General features: G+C 42.8%; 16 protein-coding genes. 6 read left to right on the forward strand and 10 right to left on the reverse strand.

The annotated features are described in order from the left end of the window. Window positions 1-29: 29 nt before the first annotated feature. The 5 genes from guaA (at window position 30) to rlmM (ending at window position 5,892) form a co-directional block, all read left to right on the forward strand. Window positions 30-1,610, forward strand: a complete 1,581-nt coding sequence (gene guaA, locus LQZ07_RS09680; RefSeq protein ID WP_152779295.1) for a glutamine-hydrolyzing GMP synthase — start codon at window positions 30-32, stop codon at window positions 1,608-1,610. A gap of 331 nt (window positions 1,611-1,941) precedes the next feature. Then, entirely contained in the window at window positions 1,942-3,117 is a 1,176-nt protein-coding gene (locus tag LQZ07_RS09685; protein ID WP_249483619.1) for an MFS transporter, read from the forward strand. A 426-nt stretch (window positions 3,118-3,543) separates the two neighbouring features. Continuing rightward, the gene (locus LQZ07_RS09690) at window positions 3,544-4,470 is read left to right on the forward strand and encodes a transcriptional regulator GcvA (protein ID WP_016401212.1); all 927 of its coding nucleotides are present in this window, start codon (window positions 3,544-3,546) and stop codon (window positions 4,468-4,470) included. 2 nt (window positions 4,471-4,472) lie between these two features. Beyond that, window positions 4,473-4,838: a DUF423 domain-containing protein gene (locus LQZ07_RS09695; RefSeq protein ID WP_152779293.1), complete on the forward strand. Its 366-nt coding sequence runs from the start codon at window positions 4,473-4,475 to the stop codon at window positions 4,836-4,838. After that, window positions 4,831-5,892: a 23S rRNA (cytidine(2498)-2'-O)-methyltransferase RlmM gene (gene rlmM / locus LQZ07_RS09700; protein WP_152779291.1), complete on the forward strand. Its 1,062-nt coding sequence runs from the start codon at window positions 4,831-4,833 to the stop codon at window positions 5,890-5,892. The genes LQZ07_RS09695 and rlmM overlap by 8 nt, the downstream gene beginning before the upstream one ends. 67 nt (window positions 5,893-5,959) lie before the next feature. Here the strand turns inward: rlmM and LQZ07_RS09705 are convergent, their stop codons facing one another. The 7 genes from LQZ07_RS09705 to queF all read right to left on the reverse strand — a co-directional run bounded on the left by LQZ07_RS09705 (window position 5,960) and on the right by queF (window position 16,229). After that, window positions 5,960-6,967, reverse strand: coding sequence for an isocitrate dehydrogenase (locus tag LQZ07_RS09705; protein ID WP_152779289.1), 1,008 nt, complete (start codon window positions 6,965-6,967; stop codon window positions 5,960-5,962). Between the two features lie 194 nt (window positions 6,968-7,161). Further along, on the reverse strand, window positions 7,162-9,048 hold the full coding sequence (locus LQZ07_RS09710; protein ID WP_152779287.1) for a methyl-accepting chemotaxis protein: 1,887 nt from the start codon (window positions 9,046-9,048) through the stop codon (window positions 7,162-7,164). A gap of 160 nt (window positions 9,049-9,208) precedes the next feature. Next, window positions 9,209-9,991: a flap endonuclease Xni gene (gene xni, locus LQZ07_RS09715; RefSeq protein ID WP_152779285.1), complete on the reverse strand. Its 783-nt coding sequence runs from the start codon at window positions 9,989-9,991 to the stop codon at window positions 9,209-9,211. 24 nt (window positions 9,992-10,015) lie between these two features. After that, the gene (gene ppnN / locus LQZ07_RS09720; protein ID WP_016401206.1) at window positions 10,016-11,377 is read right to left on the reverse strand and encodes a nucleotide 5'-monophosphate nucleosidase PpnN; all 1,362 of its coding nucleotides are present in this window, start codon (window positions 11,375-11,377) and stop codon (window positions 10,016-10,018) included. A 92-nt stretch (window positions 11,378-11,469) separates the two neighbouring features. Further along, complete coding sequence (locus LQZ07_RS09725) at window positions 11,470-13,062, reverse strand: GGDEF domain-containing protein (RefSeq protein ID WP_016401205.1); 1,593 nt, start codon at window positions 13,060-13,062, stop codon at window positions 11,470-11,472. A 114-nt stretch (window positions 13,063-13,176) separates the two neighbouring features. Beyond that, on the reverse strand, window positions 13,177-15,351 hold the full coding sequence (locus LQZ07_RS09730) for a lipopolysaccharide assembly protein LapB (RefSeq protein WP_152779283.1): 2,175 nt from the start codon (window positions 15,349-15,351) through the stop codon (window positions 13,177-13,179). Window positions 15,352-15,365: 14 nt separating this feature from the next. Further along, complete coding sequence (gene queF, locus LQZ07_RS09735) at window positions 15,366-16,229, reverse strand: NADPH-dependent 7-cyano-7-deazaguanine reductase QueF (RefSeq protein ID WP_152779281.1); 864 nt, start codon at window positions 16,227-16,229, stop codon at window positions 15,366-15,368. A 60-nt stretch (window positions 16,230-16,289) separates the two neighbouring features. On the opposite strand from queF, the gene syd reads away from it, so the two are divergent. After that, on the forward strand, window positions 16,290-16,832 hold the full coding sequence (syd, locus tag LQZ07_RS09740) for a SecY-interacting protein (protein WP_152779279.1): 543 nt from the start codon (window positions 16,290-16,292) through the stop codon (window positions 16,830-16,832). A gap of 276 nt (window positions 16,833-17,108) precedes the next feature. Here the strand turns inward: syd and LQZ07_RS09745 are convergent, their stop codons facing one another. From LQZ07_RS09745 to LQZ07_RS09755, 3 genes are read right to left on the reverse strand one after another with little or no spacing between them, the layout of a single operon-like run. Beyond that, window positions 17,109-17,882 carry a Zn-ribbon-containing protein gene (locus LQZ07_RS09745; RefSeq protein WP_152779277.1) on the reverse strand — a complete coding sequence of 258 codons (774 nt, stop codon included), beginning with the start codon at window positions 17,880-17,882 and terminating at the stop codon, window positions 17,109-17,111. Window positions 17,883-17,884: 2 nt separating this feature from the next. After that, on the reverse strand, window positions 17,885-18,169 hold the full coding sequence (locus tag LQZ07_RS09750; protein ID WP_152779275.1) for a hypothetical protein: 285 nt from the start codon (window positions 18,167-18,169) through the stop codon (window positions 17,885-17,887). Window positions 18,170-18,178: 9 nt separating this feature from the next. Continuing rightward, window positions 18,179-19,225 (reverse strand): DUF3549 family protein, encoded by a 1,047-nt coding sequence (locus LQZ07_RS09755; protein WP_194164042.1) that lies wholly within the window; start codon window positions 19,223-19,225, stop codon window positions 18,179-18,181. Window positions 19,226-19,267: the final 42 nt, after the last annotated feature.

Consider the following 19,267-nt stretch of genomic DNA (forward strand, 5'->3'; position numbering starts at 1 on the left):
TTCTATCAGCCTATTTTAAGTAAGTGATTATGAGCAGAGATATCCACGAACATCGTATTCTAATTTTAGATTTTGGATCGCAATATACCCAACTTATCGCGCGTCGAATTCGCGAAATCGGTGTGTATTGTGAATTGTGGGGCTGGGATGTAGAAGAAGCCGATATCCGCGAGTTTGCGCCGAACGGTATTATTTTGGCCGGTGGCCCAGAAAGCGTTACGGAGAATGATTCTCCGAGGGCTCCTGAGTACGTATTTAATGCTGGCGTTCCTGTTCTAGGTATTTGTTACGGCATGCAAACTATGTCTGAGCAACTAGGTGGAGCGGTTATTCAAGGCGAGGGCGAGCGTGAGTTTGGTTACGCTCAAGTTGAAGTGGTTGCGCAATCTCCATTATTTAAAGCAATCGAAGATGCAGTGGCACCAAATGGCAATGCCTTGCTAGATGTTTGGATGAGCCATGGCGATAAAGTGTCGGCCATTCCTGAAGGTTTCACCACTGTTGCGCAAACTCCAAGTTGTGAGTTTGCTGCCATGATGAATCAAGATAAGCATTTCTACGGTGTGCAGTTCCACCCTGAAGTGACTCATACTCGTCAAGGCTTGCGCATGCTAGAGCACTTTGTAAAAGACATTTGTGCTTGTGAAGCTTTATGGACCTCTGAATCAATCATCGAGAACGCCATTGCTCAAATTAAAGAGCAAGTGGGTGATGACGAAGTTATTCTTGGTCTAAGTGGCGGCGTTGACTCCTCGGTTGTGGCAATGTTGGTTCAACGTGCAATTGGCGACAAACTTACCTGCGTATTTGTAGATAACGGTTTGCTGCGTTTGAATGAAGGCCAGCAAGTGATGGATATGTTTGGCAACCACTTTGGTTTAAACATCGTTCACGTAAATGCTGAAAACCGCTTTCTAGATGCAATGGCTGGCGAAAGTGACCCGGAGAAGAAGCGTAAGATTATTGGCCATGTGTTCATTGACGTGTTCGATGAAGAGGCTAAAAAGCTGAAAAATGCTAAATGGCTTGCACAGGGCACGATTTACCCTGACGTTATCGAATCAGCGGCTTCTAAAACCGGCAAAGCGCATGTGATTAAATCTCACCATAACGTAGGTGGCTTACCTGATGATATGGAGATGGGTTTAGTAGAGCCACTTAAAGAGTTGTTTAAAGATGAAGTGCGCAAAATTGGCTTAGAGCTAGGCCTTCCTTACGATATGTTATACCGCCATCCATTCCCTGGGCCTGGTTTAGGTGTACGCGTATTGGGTGAAGTGAAGAAAGAATACTGTGATTTACTACGCCGTGCCGATGCTATCTTCATTGAAGAATTACACAAAGCAGATCTATACCATAAAGTAAGCCAAGCTTTCACCGTATTCTTGCCGGTTCGCTCGGTAGGTGTAATGGGCGATGCGCGTAAGTATGACTGGGTTGTATCATTGCGCGCAGTTGAAACTATCGACTTTATGACTGCACATTGGGCACACCTACCTTACGATTTCTTAGGTAATGTGAGCAACCGTATAATCAACGAGATTGATGGTATTTCTCGTGTTGTTTACGACATATCTGGTAAGCCACCAGCGACCATTGAGTGGGAATAAATTTCCCTTCGTTGAATAAAGCGCCGTAATGGCGCTTTTTTTTGCCTTAAATTCACTCAAAGGCTTTCTCAGCGTACTTCCTTGTTATTTCAAGCTGAACAACTAATTCACGTTCTCTATTTTTAAGATCTGCTCTATGATGATGTTTTAATACCAATCACATTAAGTAAGTGAGCAGAAGTAACGCAGGGAAAAGGCTCGAGAATAAGGCAGGGTTTTTCGATAAGTAGTTATTCTACAATCAAAAATTCTAACGCAGTTATCGAGTATTTTAAACCATTTAGAATGATTAGTTACTTAGTACGATTGGTATAACAGGGAGAGTCATGGCGTGAATGTTTTTGTATGGATGCTGGCTACTTGTCAGGCCTTATTAACCACCGGAAATATTTTGCTCGTGGCAGTCACCGGCTTAATCGGCCAGCAGCTCGCTCCTTCTGCTGGTTGGGTTACCTTTCCAGTTGCTATGCAATTTTTAGGGCTAATGTTAGCCACCATTCCTGCGTCTCTTATTATGGGGATAACCGGGCGTAAGAAAGGTTTTGTACTTGGTAACTTGGTTGGAATTAGTGGTGCACTATTAGCTACTTATGCGCTATACCACCAGCAATTTATGCTGTTTAGTTGCGCAACCTTTTTATTGGGAATAGGCATTGGTTTTGGAATGTTGTATCGCTTTGCGGCGGTAGAGCTTTGCTCCGAAGGGCAACAACCCCGAGCCATTTCAGCCATTATGGCTGGCGGGGTGATCGCAGCGGTGATTGGGCCAAGCCTAGCGGTTTATAGTCAAGCGTGGTGGCCTAATCAGCCTTTCATTGGCGCATTTGTTGGTTTACTTGCTCTGTATATTATCGCGTTAATACTGCTGCTGATGATTCGTTTTAATGATACTGAAGCAAGCAGCCAGTCGACAATCGATGCTCGCCCCCTAAGGGAAATAGTTAGTTCGGCCAATTACATTGTTGCCGTGGTAGCTGGCGTTGTTAGTTACTTTGTAATGAACCTCCTTATGACTGCAACGCCTTTAGCGATGCATCACCATGGCTATCACTTTGCTCAATCTGCTTCGGTCATTGAATGGCATGTGTTAGGCATGTTTGCCCCTTCGTTTATTACCGGCAGGCTAATACTGAAAATGGGACTTTTCCCAACCATGCTGCTTGGTTTAGCGCTAATGTTTGCTTGTGTTGTTGTTAATTTAATGGGAACTAGCTTTATTCATTTTGCAGTTGCATTAACCTTGCTTGGAGTGGGGTGGAACTTTATGTTTATTGGCGCGACCCAAATGCTAACGCAATCTTATCGCTTAAATGAGAAAGCTAAAGCTCAAGCAGTTAATGAGTTTGTGGTGTTCTCTTTAGTGGCTATTTCAGCGTTGTCTGCTGGCTGGTTAGAGCAAAGTTTGGGGTGGCGAGTGGTAAATGTTAGTGCCTTACCTATATTGATGCTTGGTTTGATTTGCTTGTTGTTTTATCAGCGTCAACATAAAAGGCAACTATCTGTATGAGGCTAATTAAAGCCTGGATTTTTGTGCGTAACATCAAAGATTAATTTTTTTAATGCTAAAACCATGCGGTTTTTATTGATTAATACCACTGATGTGTTTGCTGATAGGTCTATCTCTATGAATTTCAGGTAAAAAAAAGCCACTGCATAAGTAGTGGCTCAAAATTCTTTTTGACAGACAGGGTCAAAATAAGAAACAGGGAAGTCAGCAAAAGGGCTGACAAATGCAAACACAACATAGCAATCAAAGTAATTACAAATCCGGTAACTACTCAAAGAGGCCTGACATAACACCTTGATTTTAGGTGCTGCGTCAGACCCCTTCGCCTGATTGCGGGTGCATAGTAATCTGCAACTGGTCCTACAACAACAGATAAATTATAATGACCATAGATTAGAAAAACTTATCCGTTAATAGGATGTAAAAATGGCGCGTCGTTTGCCTCCACTTAATGCCTTAAAAGCCTTTGAAGCGGCAGCAAGGCATCTTAGTTTTACCCGAGCAGCAGAAGAGCTTTTTGTGACTCAAGCCGCTGTTAGTCACCAAATTAAAGCCTTAGAAGAGTTCTTAGGTTTAAAGCTTTTTAGAAGGAAAAACAGAGCCTTACTGCTAACCGAAGAAGGCCAAGGTTATTTTCTCGATATTAAAGATATTTTTATTTCGTTAACCGAGGCTACCGACCGTTTGCTCGCTCGTGGCGCCAAAGGAACGATAACGGTTAGTTTACAACCCAGTTTTGCCATCCAATGGCTAGTGCCACGTTTATCTCAATTTAGTGAGATGCATCCCGATATTGATGTTCGTATTAAAGCGGTTGATTTATACGAAGGTTCATTAACGGAAGATGTTGACGTTGCAATTTATTACGGCAGAGGTAATTGGTCTGGCCTGCGAGCCGACAAGTTGCACACAGAGTATTTGGTTCCGGTATGTGCCCCCAGTTTGTTAGTGGGTGATAAAGCTTTAACTAAGCCCGAGGATTTGCAATATCACACCCTATTGCATGATACCGCTCGCCACGATTGGAAAGCGTGGTTTAAATTGGTGGGGCTGCGACAAATGAATGTGAATCATGGGCCTATATTTTCGCATTCAACCATGGTGCTACAAGCGGCGGTGTATGGGCAGGGTGTGGCACTAGGTCATAGCGTATTGGCTAAACCTGAAATTGAAGCCGGCCGTTTAGTGTGCCCCTTTGAGCAAGTTTTACTGAGTAAAAATGCTTATTACATGGTGTGTAAACCCAGCCAAGCTGAACAAGGTAAGTTGGTTGCCTTCCGTGAGTGGATGATTTCTTTGGTTGAGCAAGAGCAGCAAGAGTTTGTGAATGAAGGTTTGGTAGACGCGGAGTGAATATGTTGAATCAAACGGCTTGGCCCATAAGGCTGCTGTTGGCTGTAAGTGGCGCTGTTACCGTGATTATGGGCGCGGGTGCTGCGCATGGCTTCAGTCGCTTTTTGGGTGAGGCGCAATTATCGTGGATTGAAACCGGCGTGTTTTATCAAATCATTCATTTAGTGGCTGCTTTGGTAGTAATAGATAAACGCCAAACAACCGCTTTACTTTGGATTTTGGGTGGTTGGTTATTTGCCGGTAGCTTATACTGCTTAGCTTTTTTTGGCTCAAAGCTGTTTGGGCCAATAACCCCAATTGGCGGGTTTATTTTGATTATTGCTTGGCTGAGCCTAGCTTTGCCAACAAAGAGAAGTGTAAATGAGTAGTATAATTTTGTATTGTCGCACTGGCTTTGAGAGCGACTGTGCTGCAGAGATCCAATTTCATGCTGAGCAGCTAGGGTTCTTTGGTTTTGCCAAAGCGAGCAGTGGCGCTGGTTTTGTGGAGTTTAGCTGTTATCAAGCTGAGCATTCACAAGCTTTGTATCAAGCGATAGACTTTCGTCATTTAGTGTTTGCTAGGCATTGGTTTTTAGCGCTTGCAGAATTACAACTCGATGAGGCAAACCGCGTCGCATCTATACTTGCCATTGAGCAAAAGCTACCCAAGTGTGGCAGCCTACGTTTAGAGTATCCAGATACTAATGACGGTAAAGCTTTATCTAGCTTTTGCAAAAAATTTACTCGCCCGCTAGAAAATGCATTGGTGAAGCATCAATGGTTGACTAAAAAAGCGAATCCTAAGTTGCCAGCCATGCAGCTATTTTTTGTAAGCGGAACCCATTGCTGGATAGGCTACTCGGATACCCGCAATGGTAATGCTCAGCATAATGGTATATTACGTCTTAAGTTTCCAGCAGAAGCTCCAAGTCGCTCAACGCTTAAACTAGATGAAGCCTTTATGGTGTTGTTGAATGACGAAGAGCGAGAGCAGTATATTCAAAATGGCCAACATGCTGTTGATTTGGGTGCATGCCCGGGTGGTTGGACTTACCAATTAGTCAGACGAAACATGTTTGTGGCTGCTATTGATAATGGCCCTATGGCGCAATCGCTAATGGATACTGGCCAAGTACAACACTTTCGAGAGGATGGTTTTAAATATCAGCCAGAGCGCAGCAATGTAAGCTGGTTAGTGTGCGATATGGTAGAGCGTCCAGCTAAGGTAAGTCGTTTAATGTTGAAGTGGTTGGCAAATGGCTGGTGCCAATATGCAATGTTTAATTTGAAGTTGCCAATGAAGCAACGCTTTGCCGAGGTGAATCAAGATCTTAATTTGCTTAAAGAGGGCTTGAGTGAGTTAGGTTTTGAGCATGAAGTAAGGGCCAAGCACTTGTACCATGACCGAGAAGAAATTACCGTTTTTGCGCGTGTTTACTAGGGCAGCAAGACCGAGCATTAAAAAGGCAGCTAGGCTGCCTTTTTTGGTATTTATGCTGCTATCAGCTTTATAGGCGATCTAAAATTGCTTGTGTAAACTCTTTAGTACCGGCTGTGCCACCTAAATCACGAGTGGTTCTGTCACCGCTGGCAATAACGTCTTTCACTGCATTAAGAATATTGCTCGCTTTGTCTTCCATACCTAAATATTCAAGCATTTGAATACTGGCTAGAATAACCGACGTTGGGTTTGCAATATCTTGGCCTGCGATATCTGGCGCGCTGCCGTGCACGGCTTCAAAAATTGCTGCTCGTTCACCAATATTAGCACCTGGCGCCATACCAAGGCCGCCCACTAATCCGGCACACAAGTCTGACAAAATATCACCAAACAAGTTAGTGGTAACCATTACGTCGAAGCGCTCTGGGTACATCACTAAGTTCATACATGCTGCGTCAACAATCATTTCTTCAGATTCGATATCTGGGTATTGTTTAGCGATTTCACGAGCCACTTCTAGGAACAGGCCTGAAGTTGATTTCATGATGTTTGCTTTGTGAACTGCTGTTACTTTTTTTCGGCCTTCGCGGCGGGCAAGCTCGTAGGCAAACTTTACAATACGCTCTGCGCCGTCTCGAGTGATTACACTCATTGCTTCTGCGCTAGTGCCATCTTCACTACGTTTTTGGCCAACACCTGAGTACATGCCTTCGGTGTTTTCACGAACGGTTATAATATCTACGTCTTCGTAACGCGCTTTAGTACCAACAAAAGAGCGCACAGGGCGTAAGTTGGCGTAAAGGTCAAAGTGTTTACGCATAGATACGTTGATTGATGTAAAGCCAGTGCCAACCGGTGTGGTTAGCGGGCCTTTTAAGGCGATGCCATTTTGCTCGATAAGTTGCAGTGATTTTTCAGGCAACAGGCTGCCATCGCTTTCTAGGGCTGCTAGACCTGCGTTGGCAAAATCATATTCGAAACCACAACCCGCTTTATCCATAATCGCGATTGCACTTTCGATAATACTAGGGCCAATACCATCTCCAGGTATGACGGTGATTCGTCTTGTTGACATATCTCTTCCTAATTCGTAGGCATTTTTATTATTTAAGGGGGAGGAGGTAACACTCCGTGTTAATGCCCGAAGTTTGAGGTGTTCGGGCAACACAGAGTTTACAATTTTTTAACGCAATACTCAAAAGGAAATAGCTAATACTAAGGTATTAGCTTGATTACAATACAAAAATCTATTAGCGCTATTGAGCCTAGTTAAAACTTGAATACTTCTACTGATTTATTCAACCGCGTGGCAATATTGCTTAATTCTTCAACCATTTTGCTATTGTTTTCTGAGCTATCAAAAGTGGTTTTCGCTAAGTCATTTATGCCTACTATGCTGCTGTTTATTTCTGCGGCTACTAGGGTTTGCTGCTCTGCTGCTGTCGCTATTTGAGCGTTCATATCGTGGATTACCGAAATTGAATCGCTAATAGCATTAAGCGCTTGATTGGCTAGCTCAGATTTTTCTGAAGTTTGCTGCGCATCTTTTGCATTCGTCTCCATTAAAGACACAGAGTTCTTGGCCTCAGTTTGCAGATTAGTGATCATTTCTTGAATTTCATTGGTGCTGTCTTGAGTTCTATTGGCTAGGTTTCTTACTTCATCGGCCACTACCGCAAACCCACGGCCTTGTTCTCCTGCTCGAGCAGCTTCAATCGCCGCATTAAGCGCTAGCAAATTGGTTTGTTCAGCAATACCTCTAATTACCTCCAAAATCCGACCAATGCCTTCAGTTTCCATTTCAAGTTTACCAATTACTTGTTGTACTTCTTCGATGCCTGACACTAATAAGCTTATGTTACTGTTCATTTCATTGACAACGCTGATACCTTGGCTTGACTGCTCATTTGCTTCTGTTGCTGCGCTGGAGGCTTGCAGAGCGTTGCGAGCAACTTCATCAACGGTCACGGTCATTTGGTTCATTGCAGTAGAGGTTTGTTCTAGTTGCATCATTTGTGATTCTGAGCTGGTATTTACGGACGTTGCTGATTCATGAATGCGTGAAGAGGATTGATTGAGCTGTTCGGTTGCAGTGTTTATTCCGGTAACAATGCTGGTTAGGCTATTCACCATCGATAATACCGCTTGGTAAATGCCTGTTTCCTGGCCAGATTGCTGGGAAGAGTAACGCAGGTCTCCTTTTGCAATATTTTGGACAATGGTTTCGATGGTGGCTGGTTCTCCACCAATAGGGCCATACATAAGCTTCATTACCACCCAATAACACACCGCTAATGCGAGCAGCAGCAGGAAGATTGCAATCGAGATAGTAAGCACAAGGTTCTCATTGGATGCTCGATTAATATTTTCCCATTTGTCCCACGCCCATACTGTCCAATTTAGGTTGGCAACTTTTGCTGACACAACAGAGTACTCATTTCCGTCAAATTCGTAGTCATGCTGACTGGAAGCTTGATTGTTGTATTGACGGTAAGATGGACGTAATTCAAAAAGGTTTTTGCCGATGTAGTCGGTGTACTTCGAGGCGATAACAAAGCCGTCTTCGCGGCTCACAAACAATTGGTTATTTTCCGATAGACCGTCAATGAAGCTAGTGATCTGATTAAGTGCAAGGTTGACCGACAATATGGCTACCGGCTTACCATTTCGGATAACTGGCACTGCCACCGCCATCACTACATCACCGGTACTACTTGTATAGGGAGTGGTCACGATCTTAGGCTCATTGGCCATGCCTCTTCGATACCATTCCCTATTTAGTTGCTTTGCGTTGAAGTTAGGAATAATACCGTCATTACTTGCAGCGTAAGTGTCGCCATTTTCCAAACCTACATAAGCATTAAGTACTACTAAGGCGTCTTGTATTTTGTGCAGACTAGCTACTAGCGGCTTTTCATCAATTTTTCCGCTAGCACTTAAAGGGAGCTCAGAAGCTTTGAGCTTAAGCGTATCAAAGTAACGATTCATTTTTTGTTCAATGGCTTTAGAAATTAAAAACGCCTGGTTGTTTAGTTGGCTGCTGTAATTAACTTCTGATGCAGACTTAAAATTTAAAAAACCGATTACAGAAATGAAAATGATGATGGCTGAAATGAGTAAACCCATTAGTGAAAGGATTTTGGCTTTAGCGCTCATAGAGTTAGTCCTTTAACTTATACAAGAGAGTTAGCTGTAATAAATAAAAACTGTTATTACACTATAGCCCACAAAAACGGGTGTTAAGTAGCTTGATAGTTTTTAAGGAGTTAAATTAAAAACGCCGTTAAAAGGACTGTGACTTAATGAGCCAAGGGTGTTAATTGCCGTGCGCTTGTTGATAGCGCAGTTGTTTGAGAGAAAAGCCTAGTTGTAAATCAGTTCGCAGGCTTAATAGCTGCTTAGCTAAGTTGAGCTGTTCGGCATTGGTTTGTACTTTCTGGGCGAGTTTGTCGGGGGCAGGGGCATCTAATATAGCTTGTGCATTGGAATAGTTGTTTAACAGGTTTTTAGCGCTTTTAGCGCCTATTCCGGCAACGCCGGCAACATTAACGCTGCTAATACCAACAAGGGCCCAGTAGTCGGTAAGTTGGGAGATGGTAATGCCAAATTTGTTTTCTACTTCATCTATGGATATGTATTCACGGCGAAAATAATCGTACAGATTAACCCCGTTGTTGAGCAGGCTGTAATAGCCTCTGTCAGTAGACACTATGGTTACCGGGTAACTAGCCGCAGCTGCTTTGCTGGCAATAGTGGCACAGATATCGTCGGCTTCTTCATCTGGAGCTGATACTGAATCAATGCCGAGATCTAATAGATGGTCTTTTAGGTTTTCTAACTGTTTAGCAAGTTGCTCCGGCATGGGCGAACGGTTTTGTTTGTAATCGGGAAAAAGCTGTTCACGCCAAGCGCAGCGTTCTCCATCGAATACCGCAATAATGTGTGAAGGTTTCAGGCTAGCAATAATGCGCTTACAAGCACTACCTAAGGCCATGGTGGTGGCATTATCTAAAGCCCCATTAGGCGTTCTTTGCTGCTGCACAGCATAGATACGTCTAATGAGGTTTAATGCGTCGATGATGACAAGTTGTTTAGCCAATTTCGAACTCGCCTATGGCATAAGTCATTTAGCTTTTCCAACCCTGTAGCAGGGTTCGTAATTGCTTCCTGGTAGCTTCATACGGTGTTGAGAAACAAAGTCTTTTAAGAGTTTATCTAACATTTTCATTATTTTAGGGTCACCGTCAATAATAAAAGGACCGTGTTTTTCTATTTGTTTGATGCCTTCATCTTTCACATTGCCACTTACAATGGCAGAAAATGCTCTACGTAGGTTAGCGGCTAGATCTTGCGGTGCTTGGTCGAAGTGCAAATTAAGCTTCTCGACATTCTCGTGTAGCGGCTCAAATGGGTGTTGAAAGTCACTATCAATCTTTAGGCTCCAGTTAAATGAATAGGCGTCACCAATTGCGCGGCGGTAGTCTTTCACTTTTGGCATCATCTGTTTAATTACTTGTGCTGCTCTAGCCGAATCATCAATGATTATTTGATAGCGCTGCTGAGCTTCGTGCCCTAATGTTGCACCAATAAACTCATCGATGCTTTTAAAGTACTCCTCGCTGGATTTTGGGCCGGTAAGAACAATAGGCAAAGGTTGGCGGGCATTTTCTGGGTGGAGCATAATGCCAAGAATATATAACAGTTCTTCAGCCGTTCCGGCACCACCCGGGAAGATAACGATAGCGTGTCCCATTCGAACAAAGGCTTCTAAGCGCTTTTCAATATCGGGTAGAATGATCAGTTCATTCACTATCGGATTGGGTGGCTCGGCCGCAATAATACTGGGTTCGGTTAAGCCAATATAGCGACCGTCGTTTACCCGCTGTTTAGCATGGCCTACTGCCGCTCCTTTCATCGGACCTTCCATAGCGCCTGGGCCACAACCAGTACATATGTTTAGCTCACGTAATCCCAGTTGGCTGCCTACTTCTCTAGTATATTGGTATTCAACATCATTGATCGAATGGCCGCCCCAGCACACTACCAAATTTGGCTCGGTTCTTGGGTGAATAACTCGGGCGTTTCGCAACATCGAAAAGACTAGGTTAGTAATGTGTGATGATTGATTGAGATCGAGGTGGGCTTGCTCTTTAATTTCGTTAGAAACATATAAAATGTCGCGAAGTACGCTAAACAAATGCTCTTGAATACCGCGAATAATTTCGCCGTCAACAAAGGCATCTTCAGGGGCATTGGCGAGTTCGAGCTTTACCCCTCGCTCTCGGCTTAATACATTTATCTCAAAGTTTTTGTAACGTTCTAGAATTTCACGGCTGCTATCAGTTTTACTGCCGGAGTTGAGCACTGCCAAGCTGCAGTTTCGGTACAATAGGTAAATATCTTCTGAGGCACTTAAGGTGAGTTGATCTACTTCGAGCTTTGACAGTAAGTTCATACTGCCCACAGGGTTTATATGGGTAATCATCGACACCTCACGGTTAATTTGCGGATCGCAACTTAGAGTATAGCGTGAGGCGTCAAGTTAGCGTTGAGTTTCTCAACCCAACGCTAAACTAACTAGCTGATTATGTTAACTTTGTCACGACCACTGCTCTTTGATTCATACAGTGCTTGGTCGGCTCGCTCAAAAGCATCTAGCGGTTTGTCGCTTTCTTTAAACAAGGTTGCACCAATAGACACTGTGATAGACACTTGTTGGTCTTTAAACCTAAACGGCAAGGCTTTTATTTGCTCTCGGATGTTGTCCAGTGGCACCATTACCGCGTCGGGTGAAATATTTGGCATAAGTAGCACAAACTCTTCGCCGCCAAAACGTGCCAAGAAGTCGGTGTCTCTTAGGTTGTTTTGCAAAGCACGGGCAATCACTTTTAGTGCTTTATCGCCTGCCATATGGCCAAATTTGTCGTTAATTGATTTGAAGTGGTCAATATCAATAACTGCCATGCCTAGGTTGTAGCCGTAACGCTTCCAGCGTTTGTATTCAAGCTCTAGTCGTTCATCCAGCGCAGCACGGTTATACACTTGAGTTAGGCTATCAATAAACAATTTGTGCTTGTGAGCATTAAGGCGTTTTTTGTACTCGTGAGTTTCTTCACGAACTAGACGAAGTTTTAGCTCTACATTACCTAGCTCATCTAACAGCTCGCTAGTACGTTGCTCAAGTTGTTCTTTCTCTTTGAACACGTCGGCAATTTGAATCAAGCGATTTTGAATAGAGCTTTTTAGGGTATCTAGGTCGTTGCTTGAACGAACTTCCGCACCTAACTCTAACAGTCGATTCTTAAGTAGGCCGTCACTTTGCTTTTGGTCTTTATGAATCGACTTCGATTGACTCAAGGAGTCATTAAATTGGTCGTGAACACCGCCTAAGCTCTCATTAAGAGAATATAAAAACTCTTGTGAAGCTTTACGTTCTTCACGGCTACCTTCAATGACTAGTTGAATAACTTTTATGCACAAACTTGGTAGTTCTTCAGGCTCAATGCCTACTAATAGGTCTGAGCGAACTTGGCCAAGTTTGGTTCCTACATCACCGGTGTAATCTAGTTCGGTAATTAGTCGTTGAAGGTCATCGCAAATTCGCTTGTGAAGGCGATTATTGAGGATGCTTTCTTTAGGTTTTACAGCAGGTGTTGAATCATTTGATAAGGGAGCACCACCAAGAGCAGGTTTGTTGATCAATGCTTGATAGTAATAATTTAGTAGTTGTTCAAGGCGTTGCTGATTGTCGTTGTGAGAATAAGCAGGCTCTTGTTCTAAAAAGTCGGTTAGTTTGCGGCGTAATTGCGGTGGTAAACCGTTGATACGTTTAAGTGATTCGCCCGACGTTTTAATGATTCGTTGATTGTGCGCCAGTAGTGTTTTTAGTGTTTCGCTGTGTTGCTTGAATAGCCCATCTAATTCGTTTTGGTATTGAGAAATAGCCGACAGGTCTTCATTACTTTCAACTTCTTGGATAAGTTGTTCAAGTTTTTGATCGAGCTGTTCGTCTAGACCATAACAAATTTTTGACAGGCGAGAAATTAGCTGGCTTATTGCTTTTTTTTCCATTCTAACCTTTGCATCTTGGTTTGAAGGATTTTTGTTGGAACTGTCAATTTCGTTTCTCACCAACGCAAGTCGCTTCTTAATAGTGATGATATCGCTCATCGTTTAAACCAATACTTCCTAGCGTGCCTAACATAATAAAATTAGCATAACATGAGATCTTTGATAACTACAGCAGCTCAAGTGTCATAGTTTTTGGCTGCTGTTTGCATAAGTTTACCAATTTATTAAGCTCTTATCGCTGGAAGCGTTTACTTTCACCAAGCCTTTGGCAATCGCTTGTTTTACATCTTGGGTAACGTCACTACAGAAAAATGCAGCATGTGAACCACTCATTGCTGTAAGTTCAACCCATTGGTTTTGATTAGTGTGTTTACAAAGCTGTTGAGCGCCTTCAAGAGCTAACCATACAACTTCGGTCATTCCTTTATCGTCAATTGCATCTTTAGCTTTAGCTAAAAATGGCAAGCTACAACATCCAATGGCCATAATTAGTTTTATTTTTTGTTGTTCTGCACATATTTTGGCTCGACCACTAAGCTGCTCGCCTAATTCTAGTGGACTTAAATCTGCTTGTTCTATGCATAACACCAACTGCTTGTCGCTAATATGACCTAAGTGGAAATCACCTTCTATGTCTTCAATCAATTCTTCAATAAAGCGTTTAATTAGCTCGCGCTGAGCTTTAAAGCCAAGTGTTTGCTGGCTGGCAAGGCTAATGCTCTCTATAGAAAGCATTAATAGAATACGAGCTTGTTGTTTGTTGGACAGTTTGTCACGTAAACATACTAATGGTGCGTCGCTGTTCGCTAGCTGTTGTAGCCCAGTTACCGGGTGGTGATTGAGTTGATGGCTTATATCGTTAAGCGAAGCGTTTCGACTCAGTAGCTTTTGACGGGTCACTAAGAATAGGAACAGCAGCATGATGCCAAATACGCAAACCAGCACAAGTACCAATTGCTGAAAGTTACTTTGCTGCAAAATAATCGCTTTTTCACGAGTAAGGTCAGATAGCTGCTGGGCTTGCTCGATGTATTGATAGTGTTGTTTAAACTGCTCGCGTTTAAGTTCATTACGAATTTGCTGATACTGCTGATTTAGGCTGTGGTAAACCTTAAACTGTTCTAGTGCTAACGCGTAGTTGCCATTTTTCTCATAAGCTTGAGTAAGCAGTTTATACACTTTACTATGGCTGCTACTTAGCCCCATGGTGTTAGCCAATTCTTCTGCTTTTTCTAGCTGCAAAATAGCTAAGCCGTTTTCATTATTGTTGATGTGCAATTCACCTAACAACAATAAGCTGCGCAGTAATTTGCCAGGCTGATTTAAGCTAATAAAAAGCTGTCGAGAAATTTGTAAGTGAACGAGTGCCGGTGTGTAGTCTGACAACTCCATATAGGTTTTGCCTAGTTGCAGCTCTATGTCGGCTAGCAGAGGGAGGTTGTTAGTGGCTTTGGCTATCTCTTTCGCATTGAGGTAGTGCACTAGAGCAGCGTCTATATCACCGGCTAGCTCAGACATATTGCCCAAGGTGGCAATCTCTTCGGCTTGTAAATCAAAATTACCTAAGTCAACTGCATTGGCAATAGCATCTTGTTGAATTTGTTGAGCTATTGCCAACTCTCCTTGCCCAAGGTATACCCGAGCGATATTGGCTTGTAGCATGCTGGTGAGCAACAGTGCTTCATTACTATTAATGTCCTGTTGGTCCAATTCTGCTTCACTTAAATGGCTAAGTGCCAGTTCAGGTTGACTATTCGCTAGGTAATAATTAGCGAGCAGTGCCTCGGACCAGGCGCGTAATATGGGTGACTTACTGGCGTACGCTTCTTCTTTTGCTTTAAGTAGGTAGGTTTTTGCTTCGTTGCTTTTACCTTGGTTTAGATGATAAAGCGCTAATACTTTTTGAAGTTGAAAACGCATGTTAGGCAATGGGAAGATTTTGAGTTTGTCTAAATTAGTTTGTGCCAGATTGAGGTAAGTTTCTGTTTCACTTGCTCGGTTAGGATCGTTGCTCAACACTAATGCGGCAATGATGTAGGCTTGAGTTAAGTGAGCTTGATGTTGCTGTTGTTTCGCTAGCTCGATAGCTTGATCAATGTATTGCTGAGCCTGTCGGGTATCTTTAATTCGATAGGCGCATAGCGCACCGAGTTGATAACTTAGTAAGGTGACGCTCTGCGACTCAGCATTTTGAGGGGATTGTTGCTGATTGCTTAGTTGCTGCTCGGTTTGCCTTATGCATTCTCGAGGATTGGCAATTAGTAGCTGGCGCAGTGACTCTAGTGCTTTGGGTACATGAACAAAACCGTGCTCGTAAGCAGAACTATTAAAGCTTACTAAGCACGTAAATAAGGCCAACAATCCAGTTAAATAAGCTTGAACTCTCAAGAAATAATTACCTTTTATTGGCGTAATAAACGCCAGTTGCCTAATTTTTCGCCAACCTTAGGGTCATTAGAGCGCATAGGGTTTATGTCTAACCCACCGCGGCGGGTATAACGAGCATATACAGTTAAGGTACTGGGTTTACAAAACTGCATAATGTCACAAAAGATCCGCTCGACACACTGCTCATGAAACTCGTTGTGTTGACGAAAAGAGACCAAATACCGAAGTAGTGCTTCTTGGTTTATTTTTGAGCCTTGATAATCGATGTAAACACTGGCCCAATCTGGCTGATTAGTGATTAGGCAGTTTGATTTTAATAGATGGCTATTTAGTGTTTCATTGACTAATTGCTGCGGGTCGGCTGCATTTTCTAAAAGGTTAGGGTCTAGCTCATAGTTGCTAATGCTAATCTCTTGTTGGTCAATATTAATGCCGGGAATAGGCCTTGAGTCCATTTCACTGGAGATAGGTAACAGCTTTACTGCTACATCGCCTTCAGCACAATGTTGTAAATCTTTCTCAAGGGTTGCAGCAACCTCATCAAAGTTTTTAAAGTGGCTTTGGTTAAAGCTATTTAAGTATAACTTAAATGATTTTGACTCGATTAAGCAGCGCGAACTAGCCGCCACTTTCACCTCGGCTACTGCTACAACGGGCAAACCCGATGGGGTTAACCAAGATAGCTCATACAAGTTCCACAAGTCGTAGCCGGTAAAAGGCAAGGCTTGGCTTTCATCCAAATTTATTTGCTGGCGATTTAAGGTTCGAGGTACGCCTTGTAATAACTCGGGAGAGTAGTGACTAATGTAATCGGTAGGTTTACCGAGGCTCAAACTGTCTTTTAACTGTTGCGAAGTGTTTAAAGGCTGCTTTTTCATGGTGTTGTTACATGGAATTAGTTAGGCTTAGTCTATCTTAATTCTTAGTGAAACACATCCATGAGCAGCGTCATATCACAACCATTATCTCTCGTTTTTAATAAGTTTGAACAGCATTGGCAAAGCAGCGCCTATCCGAAGGTTGAGTATGATGAGCAATGGTTGTCTCCTTGCATTATTGGAGAGCCAGAGCAGCAAGAGGTGAGTTGGAAACCGGTGTTGCGTGAGGATAAAGGAGATTTCTCTGGCATTGAGCGAGCCTTAGAAATAACTTTACACCCCAGTATTAAAGCATTTTACGGTGAGTACTTTTCTGAAACCCTAGCGGTAGACTTTCAAAATAATCGCATTGAGTTGGTTCAAGCCTGGAATGAGCAAGACTTTGAGATGCTACTTGAGAACATCATCGGTCATGTATTAATGCAACGTCGCTTGAAGCAAAAAGAAACGGTGTTTATTGCTAGTACAGAAGACGAGATGCAAGTCGTTAGCATCGATAATGATTCCGGAGAGGTTGTATTGGAGCAATTAGGAAAAGGAATTGACCGAGTACTGGCAAAAACACTGGAAGAGTTTGTAGCAAAATTTGAGCTGTGTGACTAAGCCAATTAACCTTTCGCGATGAAATTTTGTTGGAGATAGAATCGTTTTGGCTGTGGCTACGAGTGCGTAGCCTAGTTACTTTAAGTATTCATTTATTAACTAAGAATAAGCATAACCAAAAGTATAAAACGATTTTAGCCAAACCCTTCGGGCAGCACTTGTGGCTGTTTTAACTCCTTATCGGCTTTTTGTTGACACTAGTTAATTCTCAACACCTCTAACTTGTATAAACAAGCGCAAATTGCTGCAAAGAGTTGCTCGAAAGAGCAACAAACTTTAGCGCTTAAAATCCCAAGAAATATTGGACACTAAACGGCAGGTGTCACATTTGAAGTCAAAAATGTCATGAACGGTGTTTTCTAATAACCAATCTCCACCGCAACTTGGGCAGCATCGTTCTTTTTCTGTTTCAAGGCTTTCGCCACCAACCCTATAGAGATACAAATAGGTAGGTACTTTGCTTAAGTATTCCAAACGTTTGGTTAGGTCTGAGCCTCTGCGATAAAGGCGACTAGTGATATCACTCATCTCTTTTAATGCAGAATGCTCCAATATACTGCCATTCATTTGTAATTGATCACAGGCTGACCAATCTTCTTGCCACTTGATTAGCTGCTTGTGATCACCATTGGCAACTGCGGGCAAATGATAAAGCGGAATGGGGGTAAAGTGGTCACCACAGCGAATTGGAGAACAACTTTGCAGATAATTAGTATACAAGACCTGCCAGCTAGGTGTTTCGCAAGTATCACTGTCATCAGAGTTAATGTCTCGGCCAAGGTTTTTAAGTTTTGGGCTGAGTAAGCCTGCCTCACTTAAGGCTAGTTTGGCGCGTTTTACTTGCTTACTTTGAAAACTGTCTAACAAGCTATTTTCTTCGGGGCAAACTACTCGCACTGAAAACGCGGCGTCTTTCAATACAACAGGGAACTCGCGACCAATGATTTGCCCATGGTAACGCCAACTATCTAACAATAGGTTTATCGCTTTTTCAGCGCGGGTAATGGTTGTGTCGGTATAGCATTCAAAGTTTACTTCGCTTAAGTACATCGCTAGTTCTTCGCTTCTAGTTGTTCGATGCGTTGCAATAGTCGCTGAACTTGGCTTTCTAGCTCCGTCACGCGTTGTTCAATAGCCTTTGGTTCCTTTTTAACCGGAGGTGCTTCAGCCACTAGATTCTCAACGATAGAGGGATCCTTTTTAAAAGCATTTAGCGCTGCAATTACCGTAGGCATTGGTAGCCTTGTGGTGAGCTTACCTTTTACTAAAGCAAGGGTAGGTTGTTTGTTTTCGTCCAATAAGGCTTTTATCGCGATCAATGCAATTTGTTGAGACATAACTAATCCTTAGTGGTGTTTAGGTGATTGATACAGTTTAATCAACTGCGTAATGGATAGCTGCAGAGCTTCTGAGTTATTGGGGTCACGAAGCTGGGCTAATACAAAACAACGTAAGCTTGGAATGAATACTAAATCAGCGAAAATCTGTTGAAACAGCTCTGGGTCGTTTTGGTCCGCAATCGTTTCTAAGAAATATTTGAGTAAGAGGGGGTCACTTAAGGATTGCCACAACCTTCCTGCCACCGCGATAAAGCTATGAATCGAGTTTGCATTTGCAAGCTGTTGCTTAATTGCTTGATGGGTAAGCGGCTTAACAGAAGCCCCGGCTAAAGCTCGAAGATACAAACTTGCAAGCTCTTCATTGCTTAACAATTGCTGCTGATGCAAAGATGCAATTACATGACTAAGCTGCTGATCTAACTTAGCATGTTCTAGTAATTCTAGGGTTTTGTTGGCAACTTCTAGTGGCAGATGTGGGAAGGCTTGGCTAAGCAGTTTACTATTATCATCTCTATCTAACCTTGCCACTAAGTCTGCAATGCCCTGCAGTGCTAGGCTCTGCCAATTTTCCCATTCACCATCGTTTTGCAAATAGCGACGAACAGCTAAGTAATGCTCCGATGGCGCTAATTGAGTATCTCTTTTATATAAGGCATTAAAAAAAGCGAGCTTTTCCTCAATGGGTTTATAGATATATTGATTGTTGGCTAATGCCTGTTGTTGCTCTTCACTCGGTTTAAGATTTAGCTTTTGCCCTAGTGCTTCAATAACCAGTTGGATGAACTGATCGCGCGCAGCAAGATTGATAAAACCTTGCTCGTTAACAGGTAATTGCAAAAACCATATATAAGGTGTTGTAGATTGTTGTTTTTGCCAAAAACAAACTGCAAATCTAGCGTGTTGTTGAATGGGGGCAGGGTAGGGCTGCTTTGCTACTTCCATTTGGTAGAAGTCTTGGTTGCTGATGTGATGGATCTGTCGACCCATTTCATACACTCGTAGGTCACTGCCCGAAGCCTGAAGGATTTCGCTTAATGTGCTTAGTTTATTCATTGTTACTGTTCGATCCACAACATTTGGCGTCAGTATCCACAT

It is taken from the genome of Agarivorans sp. B2Z047 (assembly GCF_023373605.1).
Lineage (GTDB): Bacteria > Pseudomonadota > Gammaproteobacteria > Enterobacterales > Celerinatantimonadaceae > Agarivorans > Agarivorans albus.

Bases quoted from the DNA above. Each gene is read 5' to 3' on its own strand.
- guaA (WP_152779295.1), top strand. From the start codon at position 30: ATGAGCAGAGATATCCACGAACATCGTATTCTAATTTTAGATTTTGGA.
- LQZ07_RS09690 (WP_016401212.1), top strand. From the start codon at position 3,544: ATGGCGCGTCGTTTGCCTCCACTTAATGCCTTAAAAGCCTTTGAAGCG.
- LQZ07_RS09695 (WP_152779293.1), top strand. From the start codon at position 4,473: ATGTTGAATCAAACGGCTTGGCCCATAAGGCTGCTGTTGGCTGTAAGT.
- rlmM (WP_152779291.1), top strand. From the start codon at position 4,831: ATGAGTAGTATAATTTTGTATTGTCGCACTGGCTTTGAGAGCGACTGT.
- LQZ07_RS09705 (WP_152779289.1), bottom strand. From the start codon at position 6,967: ATGTCAACAAGACGAATCACCGTCATACCTGGAGATGGTATTGGCCCT.
- LQZ07_RS09710 (WP_152779287.1), bottom strand. From the start codon at position 9,048: ATGAGCGCTAAAGCCAAAATCCTTTCACTAATGGGTTTACTCATTTCA.
- ppnN (WP_016401206.1), bottom strand. From the start codon at position 11,377: ATGATTACCCATATAAACCCTGTGGGCAGTATGAACTTACTGTCAAAG.
- LQZ07_RS09725 (WP_016401205.1), bottom strand. From the start codon at position 13,062: ATGAGCGATATCATCACTATTAAGAAGCGACTTGCGTTGGTGAGAAAC.
- queF (WP_152779281.1), bottom strand. From the start codon at position 16,229: ATGAAAAAGCAGCCTTTAAACACTTCGCAACAGTTAAAAGACAGTTTG.
- syd (WP_152779279.1), top strand. From the start codon at position 16,290: ATGAGCAGCGTCATATCACAACCATTATCTCTCGTTTTTAATAAGTTT.
- LQZ07_RS09745 (WP_152779277.1), bottom strand. From the start codon at position 17,882: ATGTACTTAAGCGAAGTAAACTTTGAATGCTATACCGACACAACCATT.
- LQZ07_RS09750 (WP_152779275.1), bottom strand. From the start codon at position 18,169: ATGTCTCAACAAATTGCATTGATCGCGATAAAAGCCTTATTGGACGAA.
- LQZ07_RS09755 (WP_194164042.1), bottom strand. From the start codon at position 19,225: ATGAATAAACTAAGCACATTAAGCGAAATCCTTCAGGCTTCGGGCAGT.